16 protein-coding genes and 1 other annotated feature are annotated in these 14,725 nt (G+C 43.5%); of the genes, 3 read left to right on the top strand and 13 right to left on the bottom strand.

Going from position 1 to position 14,725, the window contains the following annotated elements; genetic code table 11:
• Positions 1-342: 342 nt before the first annotated feature.
• The 3 genes from AS888_RS09320 to AS888_RS09310 form a co-directional block, all read right to left on the bottom strand.
• A complete protein-coding gene (locus AS888_RS09320; protein ID WP_061141908.1) occupies positions 343-1,110 on the bottom strand; it encodes an HAAS domain-containing protein in 768 nt (255 codons plus the stop codon).
• Positions 1,111-1,112: 2 nt separating this feature from the next.
• Positions 1,113-1,442, bottom strand: coding sequence for a PadR family transcriptional regulator (locus AS888_RS09315; RefSeq protein ID WP_061141913.1), 330 nt, complete (start codon positions 1,440-1,442; stop codon positions 1,113-1,115).
• Between the two features lie 166 nt (positions 1,443-1,608).
• Positions 1,609-2,295, bottom strand: coding sequence for an ArsR/SmtB family transcription factor (locus AS888_RS09310; RefSeq protein WP_061141912.1), 687 nt, complete (start codon positions 2,293-2,295; stop codon positions 1,609-1,611).
• Between the two features lie 103 nt (positions 2,296-2,398).
• Here AS888_RS09310 and AS888_RS09305 point away from each other — a divergent pair, with 103 nt between their 5' ends.
• Complete coding sequence (locus AS888_RS09305) at positions 2,399-3,010, top strand: flavin reductase family protein (protein WP_061141907.1); 612 nt, start codon at positions 2,399-2,401, stop codon at positions 3,008-3,010.
• A 107-nt stretch (positions 3,011-3,117) separates the two neighbouring features.
• On the opposite strand, the gene AS888_RS09300 is transcribed toward AS888_RS09305, so the two are convergent.
• From AS888_RS09300 to AS888_RS09285, 4 genes are all read right to left on the bottom strand, one after another.
• Positions 3,118-3,774 carry a phosphatase PAP2 family protein gene (locus AS888_RS09300; protein WP_061141906.1) on the bottom strand — a complete coding sequence of 219 codons (657 nt, stop codon included), beginning with the start codon at positions 3,772-3,774 and terminating at the stop codon, positions 3,118-3,120.
• A gap of 180 nt (positions 3,775-3,954) precedes the next feature.
• Complete coding sequence (locus AS888_RS09295) at positions 3,955-5,304, bottom strand: amino acid permease (protein ID WP_061141905.1); 1,350 nt, start codon at positions 5,302-5,304, stop codon at positions 3,955-3,957.
• 60 nt (positions 5,305-5,364) lie between these two features.
• Positions 5,365-5,602, bottom strand: a binding site (T-box leader).
• Positions 5,603-6,279: 677 nt separating this feature from the next.
• On the bottom strand, positions 6,280-6,984 hold the full coding sequence (locus AS888_RS09290) for a cytochrome c biogenesis CcdA family protein (protein ID WP_061141904.1): 705 nt from the start codon (positions 6,982-6,984) through the stop codon (positions 6,280-6,282).
• 47 nt (positions 6,985-7,031) lie between these two features.
• Positions 7,032-7,277 carry a hypothetical protein gene (locus tag AS888_RS09285; protein ID WP_061141903.1) on the bottom strand — a complete coding sequence of 82 codons (246 nt, stop codon included), beginning with the start codon at positions 7,275-7,277 and terminating at the stop codon, positions 7,032-7,034.
• 200 nt (positions 7,278-7,477) lie between these two features.
• Between AS888_RS09285 and AS888_RS09280 the strand changes: the two genes are divergently transcribed.
• Positions 7,478-8,638: an MFS transporter gene (locus AS888_RS09280; RefSeq protein WP_061141902.1), complete on the top strand. Its 1,161-nt coding sequence runs from the start codon at positions 7,478-7,480 to the stop codon at positions 8,636-8,638.
• Between the two features lie 52 nt (positions 8,639-8,690).
• Here AS888_RS09280 and AS888_RS09275 read toward each other — a convergent pair whose 3' ends face one another.
• From AS888_RS09275 to AS888_RS09250, 6 genes are all read right to left on the bottom strand, one after another.
• Positions 8,691-9,332: a response regulator transcription factor gene (locus tag AS888_RS09275; RefSeq protein ID WP_061141901.1), complete on the bottom strand. Its 642-nt coding sequence runs from the start codon at positions 9,330-9,332 to the stop codon at positions 8,691-8,693.
• Positions 9,325-10,371, bottom strand: coding sequence for a sensor histidine kinase (locus AS888_RS09270; protein WP_061141900.1), 1,047 nt, complete (start codon positions 10,369-10,371; stop codon positions 9,325-9,327). Before AS888_RS09270 ends, AS888_RS09275 begins: the two co-directional genes overlap by 8 nt.
• On the bottom strand, positions 10,368-11,114 hold the full coding sequence (gene liaF / locus AS888_RS09265; RefSeq protein WP_061141899.1) for a cell wall-active antibiotics response protein LiaF: 747 nt from the start codon (positions 11,112-11,114) through the stop codon (positions 10,368-10,370). The genes AS888_RS09270 and liaF overlap by 4 nt, the downstream gene beginning before the upstream one ends.
• 156 nt (positions 11,115-11,270) lie before the next feature.
• A complete protein-coding gene (locus AS888_RS09260) occupies positions 11,271-11,906 on the bottom strand; it encodes a PspA/IM30 family protein (protein ID WP_061141898.1) in 636 nt (211 codons plus the stop codon).
• 19 nt (positions 11,907-11,925) lie between these two features.
• Positions 11,926-12,270, bottom strand: coding sequence for a lmo0954 family membrane protein (locus AS888_RS09255; RefSeq protein WP_061141897.1), 345 nt, complete (start codon positions 12,268-12,270; stop codon positions 11,926-11,928).
• 357 nt (positions 12,271-12,627) lie between these two features.
• Complete coding sequence (locus AS888_RS09250) at positions 12,628-13,242, bottom strand: TetR/AcrR family transcriptional regulator (protein ID WP_061141896.1); 615 nt, start codon at positions 13,240-13,242, stop codon at positions 12,628-12,630.
• Between the two features lie 176 nt (positions 13,243-13,418).
• Between AS888_RS09250 and kynU the strand changes: the two genes are divergently transcribed.
• The gene (gene kynU / locus AS888_RS09245; protein ID WP_061141895.1) at positions 13,419-14,696 is read left to right on the top strand and encodes a kynureninase; all 1,278 of its coding nucleotides are present in this window, start codon (positions 13,419-13,421) and stop codon (positions 14,694-14,696) included.
• The last annotated feature ends 29 nt before the right edge of the window (positions 14,697-14,725 follow it).

The raw sequence follows: 14,725 nt of genomic DNA, 5'->3' as shown, positions 1-14,725 counted from the left end.
GCTGAATAGAATCATGTTTAGAAAGCATCCTCATCACCTCAAGTTTTAATACTTCAATTTTAAAACAAAAATGACTCCAGTCAAAAGTGTTCTATCTAAATGGTAAGACAAAGTTGATTGGAACGGAAGGTACGAGACTCCTGCGGGAAAAGCGCGTCTAGGGGAGACCCCGCAGGCAAAGCCGAGGAGGCTCCCCGACCGCCCGCGGAAAGCGAGTGCCTGGAGTGGAAATCAACGTCTAAATTGTACAGGCCATAAAAATAGACAAACTCGATTTTCATCGAGTTTGTCTAAAGTCTGAGGCACCAAACCTCCCCTAAAGGAAGTTTGGTGCCTTTTCATTTATGATTGCACGTTTTTCAATTTCTTGAGCGTAATTCCACAATAAAGCAGGATGCCGAGCATCGTTATCAGGCTGCTCAACACCACCTTTACACTTTCCTGATAATGGGTGTTGTCCATTATAAGGGTGGGACCAAAAAGAAGGATGGGGATAATGATCGAAATCCACGTTCGACTCCATATGGATAAAATGATTAATATCGAAATAGCTGCTATCACGGCAACAACGTTACCTGTATTTTCAAGTTTTACAAAAGGTGTGCCATGTGTTCCACTGAGAATCATGACACTTGCAAACAACGCTATCGAAATTATGCCTAGGGTGGATAGGAGTACACTTTGCCTTACCATGGATATTGTGTGACTTGCCATATACCTAAAAGATATCATATAAACTGCGATTGAAAGAAGTCCGGCTAAAGGATAACCAATAAGCTCCAAAAATGAAAATTCGATTCCGCCATTTAGAGCTTTATCCATTATCAAATAGGAAGCTGCACCGAATAAAATCATTACGATATATTTTAGCGAGCCCATAAAATCAACCGGCATTTCAGCAGAAATTTGCTCCATATATTCTTTTGGGCTACTGCCTACAATATGTTCGACACTCTTATCGTTACTTTCAGCCTCTGTAAGGTGAACCTCCAGTTCCTCCATGATCTCCTCAATTTCATCCGTATTCTTTCCATTTGCAATAAGGTATAACCTGAGATTTCCCAAGAAATGCTGACTATCCTTGGACAACGACGTGTTCAGATCAAGCAACGCTAAATTCCTCCTTTGTTCCTTACTATCTGGTTTACATTGAAACTCAGCCTATTCCACCGTTCAATAAAGATGTCCAATTCCTTTTCTCCCTTTTCCGATAAGGAATAATACTTTCGGCTAGGTCCTGCTGTTGATTTTCTTAAAGTTGTATGGACCAGTTTTTCTTTCTGCATACGAATCAATAACGGATAAATCGTGCCTTCACTTAACGATTCAAAACCATACCTATTAAGCTTCTCGGCTAATTCATAGCCGTAAACTTCCCCTTCATTCATGATTGCCAGTAAACAGCCTTCCAGAATTCCTTTAAGCATTTGAGTCGAGGACATAGAAATCGAATTCACTTCTTTCATTATCTTGTATAACCAGGTAGTGAATGGTGATCATTTACCTTGCATTGCAAGATAGGTTTATTTTACTGCTGCATCCCATGGATGTCAAACCCTTTAATTACAGATAATACCTATTTTAAATACAGATTTAACCTCTTACAGGCTAAATCTGCAAAAAAAATGTTTCTTTGAGTCCCTTTTTTCCGTCAGGCGTGATTTTTATTGCTCGTGTATTGGGTAAACGTTGAATCCAATTTAATTCTAGCAGTCTTTCTAGAAGGGCATTTCCTAATGCTCCCGACAGGTGATGACGTCTTTCACTCCAATCTAAACATTTGTGAGTGAATGAACGACGCTTTTTCTTAATTTTTTTACAATCAATTTGAAAATTTGAAAAGAAAGCCTCTCCTTTTTCAGTAACGGAAAACCCGTTCTTATCTTCATAAAGAACACCCATTTTAACTAAAGATTCTGTTAACTGCACTCCCAAATTCCCTGCAAGATGATCATAACATGTTCTGGCAAGACGCATCGCTTTAGCTTCCGAAGCTTGTTTTAATGATTTTATTTCGATTGGTGGAGCTATGGATAGAAACGACTCCATAACTTGGGCAACTTCTTGATTTTGAATTCCATAATATCGATGTCTTCCCTGTTTTTCAACCGTCACTATATTAACATCCACCATTTTTGCTAAATGGAAACTAGCCGTTTGTGGTTCGATTCCTGCCATATAGGCTAATTCACTTGTAGTATGGTATCTGCCATCCAATAAGGTTGTTAATATGGCTGCACGAGAAGCTTCACTTACAAGAGTTGCAATCATTGCTACATTTGGATTTGCGTTCATTAATTGGCCAATCCTCCCCATCATGTAATCCATATTTCGATAACCATCGAAATATTTATATTTTACAATAAAGGAAATCATATGGATAGGAGGAGTAATAAATATGAATGATATTCTAAACTCAAGCATAATTAAACCTAAAATTCTCTATTATGGTACTCCAGTCATTTTACTGAATTCGCTAAATGAGGATGGGACGGTGAATATCAGCCCAATGTCATCGTCATGGGCTTTAGGTGATTGCATTATATTAGGAATTGGGCTTGGAGGAAAAGCAATAGAAAACATAAAACGACACCCCGAATGTGTCATCAATGTTCCGAATCCTTCATTATGGGAACATGTAGAAAGTTTGGCACCTTACACAGGAAAAAATCCGGTTCCAGATTATAAGAAAGAGATTGGCTTCAGGTATGGAAAGGACAAATTTGCTCTTAGTAACTTAACACCTATTGAGTCCATTTCAGTAAAACCTTCTCGAATCATGGAGTGTCCACTTCAAATCGAAGCAACAGTGAAGCATATTCGAATTCCTGAACACTCTCCTGATTTTGCCATTGTCGAGACGCAAGCTGTACATGTACACGCTCATGAAGCCATCATTATTGAAGAAAATCATATTGATCCAACTAAGTGGAGTCCACTTATCTATAATTTCCGCCATTATTTTGGTCTTGGTAACCAGTTAGGTAAAACCTTCCGTTCCGAAATATAATGATGCCACACGGGTTACTAAAAAAGAACAAGAGAAGAAAAACTAATGGTTTTTCTTCTCTTGCGAGAGTGACTACTCTGTAAATGAATCAGCTGCTTAGCCTGTGCTCATTTTTTCATTTGCCTTGCTGGAAAATGGTTTGCCTGATAAGTAGATATGGCTTGGAACATGTACTGTATGGCAGCGTACATTCCGCAAGCAAGGAGTATTCCAGCCAGGACATCCAGAACGGCATGCTGCTTCGTGAATAGGGTCGATAAGATAATCAGTGTTCCGAATGCCGTTACGCCGGCATGCTCCCACTTATGCTGCTCCCTCCGTTTATGAACGACGATCATCATGATGAATGTTGTCAGTACATGAATGCTGGGCAAGCAGTTGACGGGCTGATCATGACTATAAACGACGCGCATCAAATGGGCGAAGATATCATTCCCCATCACTTCCGGACGGGGGACTGTCGACTGCCAAAGGCAATAGATAAGAAAACAAATTAGCTTCCCCGATACTAAACTGCCTAATGCCACGAAATAGTGTTTCCGGTCAACGAAACAATAGTAAATCAGCAATCCATAAATATACGGATACCACAGTAAATAAGGCACGACAAATTCTTTAATAAAGGGAATCTCTCCATCTATTATAGTCGTAACATCGACAGCGTGACCTGAAGATTGATTGATGATTGAATAAATGGAACTAGTAACCACCAACAGCAATAAATACCATAGCGGGTGTAAAGGTAAAATAGATTTGTTTTTCATAGTTTGCGCCGACTTTCAATATTATGGTTATTTTCCAAGGATTATTATACTACATTTCTCGTTTAATGGACGCTTTATATGCAAATGTTAATGATTCCCTTGAACTACTGCTGCGCCAGATTTCCCATCCTTCCGAATGTCCGAAGCAAAAGCCATGGTCAGCTGCCATGGCTTTGCATGCTAGATTTTGTGATGACGTTTTTTCGATACATACGTCAAGGTAATAAAGATGTAAATGCAAAGGGTAATCATCGTGACGATCATCGACGTCGTGAAAATGATGCCGATCAAAATCATCAGTAATGCGATAATTGCAGCCCAGGTCGTATAGGGGAACCATTTGACCGCATAGGCACTTGGTTTTCCTTGTTGCTGCTTACGTGACTTCAAATGGGCGAAGGCGATGATCAACCAAATGAACAAGACCGTGTATCCTAGCGATCCCATCAAGAAATCGAAGGTCTTGCTGCCGGCAAATAAGGAAATCAATACACCGATATATAAAGCGGACGTACACATTAGAATTGCGTATACCGGGACCTTCTTCTTGGATAAGCGGGAGAAGATTTTCGGGATGCGACCGTCCACGGCTTGTGTATACAGGACTCGGGATGAACCATATAACCCTGAGTTCATCGATGAGATGATCGCCAGTAAAACAACGGCGTTCATAATGTGATCGGCGCCTGGAATCCCTATCATTTGAAAGACCATCACGAACGGACTTTCCGGTACACCGTTCACCTCGTTCCAAGGAATCAAGCTGACGATGATGAAAAATGGGATGATATAGAAGGAAATGATCCGTATCAATGTACTGCGAACCGCTTTTGGAACCACTTTTTCAGGATTTTTCGTTTCCGCCAATGTGACCCCGATAATTTCCGTGCCACCATATGAATAGATGACCACCAACATCGCCGTGATCAATCCCTTCGATCCATTCGGGAAGAAACCGCCGTTGTCAGTCAAGTTGGAAAAACCGACTGCAGCATGGTCGCCAAACGTTACAAGCAATAACAATAAACCAGCCAGGATGAAGACAATGATGACGGTGATTTTAATTAAGGCAAGCCAATACTCCGTTTCCGCAAAAACCTTTACCGACAGCAAGTTAACCGCCGTGACTAACACGGAAACAGCTAACGCCAACATCCAGATCGGATATCCAGGCAGCCAATATTGTATGAAGATTGCCGCAACGATTGATTCCGCCGTGATGTTCAATACCCACATTTTCCAGTAAATCCAATCCAGGAAGTACGCTGGATACTTTCCTAAAATCGACTGAACCAAATCCCGGAATGTTCTTGCACCGCTATTAGCGACTGCCATTTCAGCTAAACCCTGCATGATGAATAAAAGGATGATCCCTCCTATCAAGTATGCAAGGATGACGGCCGGTCCTGCCATATCAATCGCTGAACTGCTCCCTTTAAATAAACCGGCACCGATTGCCCCGCCTAATGCCATCATCGTAATATGCCGTGAAGTCATGGTCCTCTGTAAATTCCTTTTGTCCGTTTCCATATCCTTACCTCCCAAAATATCAAAAAAAGCATATCGTCTCTTCCTTCATAATCAAATGAAGAAAGAGACGATATGCCTTATGCTTACCGCGGTACCACTCTTTTTGGCTCTTTTAGAACCCTGCTCTAAAAACCCTGTAACGAAGGTTACCCGTCAAAACAAAGAGAAAAAAATAATCTTTACCCCCTTGCTTTACCACTCCCAGGCAAGTTCAAAGTCTCATTGGACTGCGTTGCACCACCCCGCAGCTCTCTTTACCGAATGATGAGCTTTTACTACTCCTGATCATTGCGTTTCATAAAAAATTATATCTGAATATTTTTATAATATTCAATACTATACGGACTCCGAGTAGCTTTGTCAATAACTTTTTTAGGATAGTATTTTAAGAGGCGAAAATATTAGCAAATTGTGTTGCCCACTGTATGGAACCAGTCAAATACTATTCGAAATAAAGCTTGTTGTTATATCCGAGAAAATCACTTTACTTCCATGCAAAGGACAGCAGAACGAGAGGCATGAGACTCTTGCGGGAAGCACCGAGGTGGCTCCCCGACCGCCCCCGGAAAGCGAGTGCCTGAAGTGGAAAGGAACCGCCTAAGGTACAAATCCATTGAATTTGTGAACAATCAAAATCTATCTACGTTTTCACGCAAAGTGGATTGGAACGGAAGGGGCGAGACTCCTGCGGGAAATGCGGTCTAGGGGAGACAACCGCAGGCGCAAGAGCCGAGGTGGCTCCCCGACCGCCCGCGGAAAGCGAGTGCCTGAAGTGGAAAGGAACCGGCTAATGTATCAAACCATTGAATTTGTGAGCAATCAAAATCTATCTAGTTTTTTCGCAAAGTGGAATGATTCCGAATGGGGGAGATCCGTTTGGCATGATTTATTTAAAACGATTCATCAAAAAAGAGGATATACCGCAAAGCTTTAAGCGGCCATCCTCTTTTCGTTTTTTATGTATCACCCAAGAACTCAAAAACCCGTAAAACCGCCGAATACACGGTTTGTCAGGAAAGTCGTGATGTTCGTCATCCAATCAAAAAACAAGAAAATCCCCATAACGATCGTGAGATATCCGCCCATTTTAGTTAATCTATGACTATACTTCCTGATCCAGCCTGATTTGCCGATAAAAAATGACATGATGAAGAATGGGATGGAAAATCCAAGAATATAAGCAATCATATAGAGCAGGCCTTGTCCCGTATATAAACCGAGAGCCATGACTGCCCCCAAAATCGGACCGACACATGGAGTCCAGCCAGCAGCGTAGCCAATACCAATCAGTATCGAACCGATATATCCCGATGGCCGGTTTTTAAAATGGATTTTCCTATCCTTCATCAAGAATTTCGGCTGGAAAAATCCGATGAGGATCAGTCCGAACATGACGATCAATATAGCCCCTGCCTGCCTGATCAAATCAATATATTCATAAAAAAGGTCATAAAAAATCGTGGTCGAAAGCCCAAGTACCACAAATATGATGGAAAACCCGACCAAAAAGAAAAAGGTATGAAGCAATGCCTTTCGATTGAAGGTGCTGCTTCCTTCTTTTAACTCACTAACCGATAAACCTGTAATATAAGATAAAAAGGCAGGATATAACGGTAAACAACATGGAGATATAAACGATAGTATACCCGCACTGAATGCCAAAAAAATAGTTAAATCCATCTGCCAAATCCCCCCTCGGCTCCTCTATTTTCCGCGACTCTCGTAAACTACCAACTATCCAGCCCCAACCATGATGCCGCAACCATCAGCACCCCGATCACGACCACTGCAACGGGTCCCACAATAAATAATCCAAATAGCAAAGACACCACTGCGTCCAAAAAGGTTCGAACGACACCTGGCTTTTCCTTTTTATTCGCTTGCTCAGTCAATAAGTCTTCCAGATGGCTGACCTTTTGCTTTAGCTCCTGTAATTCTTGAACCACTTTTGTATCCTGATCGATCACTCCCATACATCCCTCCACGTTAACATTTAGTGTTAATTTTATCATCTTCATCCATTTATAAAAAGGTAAAGTAACTATTTTCCAGCAAGAATCAGATTTCGGCTGAATGGACCATAAAAACTTTTTTTTCAAAATCTGTCATCAATGTTACAATAGCAAGGTTGAACCCATCCAATCTATAGAACAGGCGAGGTATCATTTTTTTTATGAAAGCTTTACGATTATTAAAAAGTTTTAACTTTTTATATTTTGGACTGCTTGCCATTTTCATTCCATTTCTTCCCGTGTACTTGGCAGATCAAGGCTTGCGGCCAGCCCAAATCGGATTCATCATCGGTACAGGAGGATTTGTCACCCTGATTACCCAGCCATTATGGGGAATGATCAGCGACAAAACGCGGACGATCCGCAAAGTCCTGCTGCTGCTCATTTTTTTCTCCAGTGTAATCGGTTATTTTCTATATGACTCAAGCAGCTATCTTCAGCTGATCCTGTTTGCCATGCTGCTCTATTTCTTTTTGATGCCGATCGATCCCCTGACGGAAAGCCTCAACTTTACGATTGCGGAGAAATCCGGAATCAGCTATGGCTCGATCCGGACTTATGGCGCATTGGGTTATGCGGTCATATCGCTGATCACTGGCTATGTGATGTCCTATTTCGGAGCAAACAGCCTGGCCTTTCTTTTTGCCGGGATCGGGCTGATCAGCTTCATCATTAGCTGGATGATGCCGGATGCACCGGTGTCGGGGAAACCTGTCACCTTGAAGAGCCTGAAGCACTTTTTCAGCAATAAGGAGACGCTGCTTTTTTTATTGTTGGTGTTTATCTGTGCTGTTCCTGCAAGAATGAATGATACGTTCCTAGGAGTGTATATCCGGGAGCTTGGCGGAAGCGCCAAGCTTGTCGGCTTGACCTGGTTCCTGGCGGCCGGAAGTGAAATCGTCGTATTCGCCCTAAGCTTCTGGTGGCTGCGCAAAGGCAAGGAAATCATCATCATTTCGTTTGCAGCGGCGTTTTTCTTTATCCGCTATTTCGTCTCTGCCTGGATTACCGATCCGCATCTGCTGGCTTATTTACAGGTTTTGCAAATACTGACTTTCCCGATTTTCTATTCTGCGGCGATTCAGTACCTGTACCGCATCGTACCGGTGGAGTGGCGCGCCACAGGCCAGACTGTACTGGCGCTATTATTCTTCGGGGTATCGGGAATCATCGCTTCTTATGTAGGCGGATCCATCTATGAGGCATTCGGAGGCAAGACTTTATACTTGTTCATCTCCTCGATATCCTTTATCGGCATGGTTTTCGCCTTGGTGCTTTATCGCATATACGGCACAAGGCTTGACACGGCAGAGGAAGCTTGATTGAACTGTAAGAAAAAGAGCATGTTTTTAAAACATGCTCTTTTTTCTTGCATCATTGTTCATCATCGACGAGTGAATGCTTAAATGCGTAAATCACCGCTTGGGTGCGGTCCTGCACTTCAAGCTTACTTAATATATTGCTAACATGCACCTTGGCCGTTTTCAGGGCAATGTATAGTTCATCGGCTATTTCCTGATTCGTTTTCCCTTGTGTCATTAAAAGCAGGATTTCCATTTCACGGTTTGTCAATTGTTCATGCCGCTCGTTTTTCTTCGGGCGGCGTAACTTCTCCATCATCTTCCCGGTCACCTCAGGCTCCAGTACGCTTTGTCCTTGGAAGGTGGACCGGACGGCTCTGGCAATTTCGCTTGCCTTCGAGGTTTTCAGCATATAGCTCGTTGCCCCGGCTTCCAAGGCCGGATACACTTTTTCATCATCCAGGAAGCTTGTCACGATGATGATCTTGGCTTCGGGCCATTTTTCGATAATTCGCTTCGTCGCTTCTATGCCATCCATTTCCGGCATGACCAAATCCATCAAAATGATATCCGGACGCAATTCCAAAGCCAGTTCGACTGCCTTCAAACCATTGTCCGCTTCCCCGATCACTTCGATGTCCGCTTGGGCCGTTAAATAGGCCGACACCCCAATCCGAACCATTTCATGGTCATCGACAAATAATACTTTAATCATCCTGATCACCTCCTGTATGTATCAAGGGGATTTTCACCTCGAGCTTTGTCCCTTTATTCGGAACGCTTACGAGCTGCATGGTCCCCCCCAACTCTACGGCCCGCTCATGCATGTTTTGCAGTCCGTAAGATCCGGCTTTTGCCTCCTCCGTGTTAAAGCCGATGCCATCATCCGTGATCCGGAAAATGATCAAGCCATCACGAACGATCAATAGCACTTCAAGCGAGGTCGCCTTTGCATGTCTCAGTGTATTGGAAATCGATTCTTGTAAAATCCGGAACAGGTGGTCTTCAATCCCCTTATCAAGGATAACCGGCTCCGCCTTCCAATCTATATCCATCGTCACTTTTTGGGCCAATTCTTCGAGGAGCTCCTTCATTCCCGCTTGTAATGATTTTCCCTTCAACGCAACGGGTCTTAAGTGAAGCAGGAGCGCCCTCATCTCGAGCTGAGATTGATGGATCATCTCTTCCACAACCTTGAATTGCTTCATTTCGGTTTTATCCATATCCGTTTGTGACTCTGTAATGGCCGACATGAACATCGAAGCGGCAAACAATTGCTGGCTCACCGAATCATGCAGCTCCCGCGCCAGGCGGTTCCGCTCCTGGGAAACGATTTCCTGGATCTGTTTCTCCTGGTCGATCGCCTTTTCATTGGCCATTTTTTGCGATAATTTTGTCTGTTCATTGATTTGCTTATGAATTTGATTCATCCGTTCCACCATGGTCGCGAGCTCCGAGATCGGATAGGTTTCCGGCTGTGAAGGCAAGCGGCCCTGTTCCAGCAAGTAAAGGCCTTCATCCACCCTTTGCAGCTGCCTTTTAAAAAACATTCCTGAAACGGCTCCATAAATCAGCCCTGCCGTCATGACCAGACTTGGCAGGAAAATGACGAAGGGAAGCCCCATGACCACTTTCTCCCATAACAAGCCCCAGTCGGACAGCGGGAAAATAAAGAAAATCACTGCCGGCAAAAGAAGCGAAAGAACGAAGGAAACACCTAGGGCACTCAAGATCTGGCGTGTCACGATGCTCATACCCGCTTCACCTCTAAATCCCCAACAAGGATGGACGTGATGATATGCACTTTATGGTCCGCTTCATCGAAGCCCGCTGTTTGAAAAGAATGGATTTGATTAAAGACCCTCGATTCAGGCTTGTTTTCAAAAATCCGCGCTCTCCCCGCCATGACGGAATGATGGACCCTTATTTCGATGCCATACGGGATGAGGACCGTGATATTGCCAACGATATTCCTAAGGGAAATGACGGCATCCCCTTTCGGCAGGATCGTCCGGCTCAAATCAATGACCGTATCACCGACCCCGCTTTGAACATTCACGGAATTCCATTCGTATACCTGCTCACCCGTTTGTTGGTGGCCGAACAACTTATTTTGAAAGAGATGCCCACTTTTCAATAACGGCTCCTTATGGACTTGTTCTTCGTCAAACCCTTCATTGGTGATGATCGGGTTGATCCAATCGGGATTCTTTTTCGACTGATAATATAAAAGTAAGAAATAAATGAGAATGGCGAAAAGGAAAAACTTAAAAACGAACATATTCAAAACTGTGATGATCAGTGAGATCAGTCCTGTAAAAAATAAAATCTTCCCGATTGTCCGCTTAGTGAATTTCCTGCCCAAATAGATTAAGACAACCGAAAAAGCAAGCGGAAACAATAAGCCTCCACCCTTGAAGGAAATCTCCAAAAAAAGCAAGACGATTCCGATGAGGAAGATCCAACCCATATAATCCGTTTTCATTTTGTTCAACATCGGCCCGCCTCCCTTATAATTGATCATGATACTCTTAAAAGGCGCAGTCAACCGCGCCTTTTAAGAATACCACGAATCGATTAGGTTCTAACAGAGCGTTTTCCCTCATCCTGCGCATTTGGAGGATAAGGGATCACAGCCATGCATGAATAATATTTACGCTTCTTTCTGTTCCAATTCCTTTTCAAGCTGGGCGATTCTCGCATCGATGGTATGCCGGTTATAATCGGCATCGACTTTATGCTCGATGCGGTCAATATAGTGCTCCATCTCTTCAAACATCGCTACCGGTTTGGCCTCCGTGCGGCCGGCATCCAACACTCGATTGATCCGGTGGTTTGCCCGGGCAATATTTTCCCTTCCCATCAATTCCATCCGCTTTAAATGCATATCCTTGAGCTTATGCTTCATTTCTTCATATTTACGCTCCAGCTCAGCCAACTGAACCTCCGCACTCTTATGCGCCTCCATCAAGCTTTGCGCACGATCTTCATAGTGCAGGCTTTCCTTAAGGGCAAACTCCATTAAATCCGTTTCACCGGACTGCTTCGCAACCTCGGCTTGGTTTTTGCGTTTTTCAGCTAAACTTTGCGCTTGATTATATTCACGCGTAAACTCTTCTTTCAGAAGATATTGACGCTCAAGCAGCTTGCCGACCTTCTCCGTCTCCTGCTCACACTGCCGCAAATATTGATTCAGCATGCCGATCGGATTCTTTTGCTCCTTCTTATCAAGCAAATCATGAAAGTCCGCCGAAATCGTTTGTTTCATTCTAGAAAATAAATTACCCATTACCTATCCATCCCTTCTATTAGTTCTTATTCAAATCTTTCCACTCTCTTTCAAAATTGGAGAATGGATCATTTTCAGTTGATGCATTTTCATCATTGTCATTCCATTTTTTATAGACGAGGTAAAGTACATAAGCTGCCACCAATCCCAAAATCGCCGGAATATGGGAAATAGAAACAATCAGCACGATTACGCAAACTGACCCCCACGCGACCTTGGCCCCTGTCGAATCGGACTTCATGAACTGCTTGAACCCAAAGTATAAAATCGCCAAGCAAATCGCCAAACCGATCAATGGACCCACATTCGCCAGCAGCACGAACAATGCAATCAAACCTACAATAAACAAACCAAATTTCTTCATCGTTTTCGTCCTCCTTTCCATGTATATATCTTATCTATTTTTCCAAATTCGTATAATGAGCCTTAGCTATATTTTCATATAAGACCTAAGGCGTAGCGTATATAAGTCCCCCAACACTGAGAAGGAAAATTAAGCTGGTCCACTCTCCAATTTGGCGGTTTGACTCGCGATTTGGCTGGCTTTATCGCCAATTTGGGTGCTTTGCTCGCGAATTCGGGCGGTTTACTCGGAAATTTGGCAGTTTTACTCGCGAATTGGGCGCCCGGCTCGTTTTTTCCGTTGCTTCATTATTGCCTGGCGATAAAAGACAAAAAATCTTCCGGTTGTATTAAACCGAAAGATTTTTAGCGTTATCCATTATACATATAGGCCTTCGACGTAAACGGAGGTGATGGTTTGAGCGATTTCTTCGACAGAGCTTTGATGCTCGTTCCGGACAATTTCCCAGAGGTACATTTCATTTGTGAAAAACCAGCCTTTTGCAACAATCTCATGGTTCAATTCGGCTCTTGCCAGTCCTTTTTGCTGTGCATAGGCGACGTCCTTTGATATCCGCTGGGTGAATTTCAGGCGGATGGCTTTCCATTTATCTGAAATGACGGCCGACATTCCTATGGCCTGTTCGAAAACCTGGAGCATATTGCGTTCAGCCTCTGCCATTAATAAAAAAGCCTTGGCTTGGTTGTTTATGATTTGTCTCGCTTCGTCTTTTGATTTCGGAAAGAAAGAGGTCTCGGCAATTTCATAGAATTGCCCCATCACATTCTCCATTAATACTATTAATAGATCCTCTTTTCCTTTAAAGTGCACATAGGCCGTTCCATATCCGATATTCGCCCTTTTGATCATCTGGGATATGACTGCGGCTTGATACCCTTCTTCAAGAAAAATTTCTTTTGCAGCTTCCAATAGCTTTTGCCGTGTCATCATCGAGCGTAAATGACGTTTATCCCCTACTTGGCCATCAATCATGCATGCCCCCCCCCCTTATATCTAGCATAAAGGATTTCCATTAAAATAAAAACGTTTGCAGTAAATTGCAGTCTTTTTTTTATTGTTTTAATTTTCTGATTTTTTTATTGACATGATGTCATATTCTTTGCTACGATTTTCCTAGAAAGATAAGTATTTTTATATAGGAGGTCACTATGGTTACAACATACACGTTGGATTACGCGAAACAGCTGGATGAACAAGATGCCCTTCATGCATTTAGGAATGAGTTTTATTTAAAGCCTGATTCCATCTATATGGACGGGAACTCCTTAGGTCTGCTTTCAAAAAGGGCTGAGCGCACTCTTTTGGAATCTTTATCGGATTGGAAGGAACATGGGATCGACGGGTGGACACAGGGAAAACACCCATGGTTTTTCATGGCTGAGGAACTGGGGGCAAAAATGGCCCATTTGGTCGGTGCTTCCGCCGATGAGGTCATCGTAACCGGCTCGACTACGGTGAATCTGCATCAGCTCGTGTCCACCTTTTATAAGCCTGAAGGATCCCGCACAAAAATCCTGGCGGATGAGCTGACCTTTCCGACAGATATTTACGCACTCCAAAGCCAGCTGCGCACTCATGGGCTCGATCCGGAAACCCATCTCATCCGAGTGAAGAGCCGGGACGGCCGATTCCTTGAAGAGGATGATATCATCGAAGCCATGACCGATGATATCGCTCTCATCATCTTGCCGACGGTCCTGTATCGCAGCGGCCAAATATTGGATATGAAACGTCTGACCGAGGAAGCCCATGAAAGAGGAATCATGATCGGATTCGATGGATGCCATTCGATTGGTGCGATCCCGCATTCATTCAGGGAATGGGATGTTGATTTTGCTTATTGGTGCAATTATAAGCATTTGAATGGCGGTCCTGGCGCCGTTGGCGGCTTGTATGTAAACCGTAAACACTTTGGGACGATGCCTGGATTGGCCGGCTGGTTCAGCTCAAGTAAAGAAAAACAATTCGATATGGAGCATACGTTAACTCAAGCCGATTCCGCTGGTGCCTACCAAATTGGGACACCGAATGTGTTAAGCTGTGCCCCTTTAATCGGATCCTTGGAAATTTTTATGGAGGCAGGAATTGAAAACATCCGGGGAAAATCTCTCAAAATCAATCAATATTTAATCGACTTGGTCGAATATGAGTTGAAGGACATGGGGTTTTTCATCGGGACGCCTAGAGAAGAAGCGCGGCGCGGCGGCCATGTCAGTTTAGAGCATAAAGAAGCTGCACGCATTTGCAAAGCATTGAAAGCTAACGGCGTGATACCGGATTTCCGGGCGCCCAACATCATTCGCCTAGCTCCGGTTGCGCTCTATACCTCCTACGCGGAAGTTTGGGAAGTCGTCCGAATCCTCAAAAGAATCATGACAGAAAAACAATATGAAAAGTATAAAAATGAACGTGAAGTCGTGGCATGACAATAAAGCCTGGGGGACACCCTCCCCCA

The organism is Peribacillus simplex (assembly GCF_001542915.1).
Taxonomy (GTDB): Bacteria; Bacillota; Bacilli; order Bacillales; family DSM-1321; genus Peribacillus; species Peribacillus simplex_B.
Note: the sequence above shows the minus strand (reverse complement) of the source record. Positions and strands in the feature narration are given on the sequence as shown.

Coding starts and splice junctions, on each gene's coding strand:
- AS888_RS09315 (WP_061141913.1), bottom strand. CDS start 1,442: ATGTCCTCGACTCAAATGCTTAAAGGAATTCTGGAAGGCTGTTTACTG.
- AS888_RS09310 (WP_061141912.1), bottom strand. CDS start 2,295: ATGAACGCAAATCCAAATGTAGCAATGATTGCAACTCTTGTAAGTGAA.
- AS888_RS09305 (WP_061141907.1), top strand. CDS start 2,399: ATGAATGATATTCTAAACTCAAGCATAATTAAACCTAAAATTCTCTAT.
- AS888_RS09300 (WP_061141906.1), bottom strand. CDS start 3,774: ATGAAAAACAAATCTATTTTACCTTTACACCCGCTATGGTATTTATTG.
- AS888_RS09295 (WP_061141905.1), bottom strand. CDS start 5,304: ATGGAAACGGACAAAAGGAATTTACAGAGGACCATGACTTCACGGCAT.
- AS888_RS09290 (WP_061141904.1), bottom strand. CDS start 6,984: ATGGATTTAACTATTTTTTTGGCATTCAGTGCGGGTATACTATCGTTT.
- AS888_RS09285 (WP_061141903.1), bottom strand. CDS start 7,277: ATGGGAGTGATCGATCAGGATACAAAAGTGGTTCAAGAATTACAGGAG.
- AS888_RS09280 (WP_061141902.1), top strand. CDS start 7,478: ATGAAAGCTTTACGATTATTAAAAAGTTTTAACTTTTTATATTTTGGA.
- AS888_RS09275 (WP_061141901.1), bottom strand. CDS start 9,332: ATGATTAAAGTATTATTTGTCGATGACCATGAAATGGTTCGGATTGGG.
- AS888_RS09270 (WP_061141900.1), bottom strand. CDS start 10,371: ATGAGCATCGTGACACGCCAGATCTTGAGTGCCCTAGGTGTTTCCTTC.
- liaF (WP_061141899.1), bottom strand. CDS start 11,114: ATGTTGAACAAAATGAAAACGGATTATATGGGTTGGATCTTCCTCATC.
- AS888_RS09260 (WP_061141898.1), bottom strand. CDS start 11,906: ATGGGTAATTTATTTTCTAGAATGAAACAAACGATTTCGGCGGACTTT.
- AS888_RS09255 (WP_061141897.1), bottom strand. CDS start 12,270: ATGAAGAAATTTGGTTTGTTTATTGTAGGTTTGATTGCATTGTTCGTG.
- AS888_RS09250 (WP_061141896.1), bottom strand. CDS start 13,242: ATGATTGATGGCCAAGTAGGGGATAAACGTCATTTACGCTCGATGATG.
- kynU (WP_061141895.1), top strand. CDS start 13,419: ATGGTTACAACATACACGTTGGATTACGCGAAACAGCTGGATGAACAA.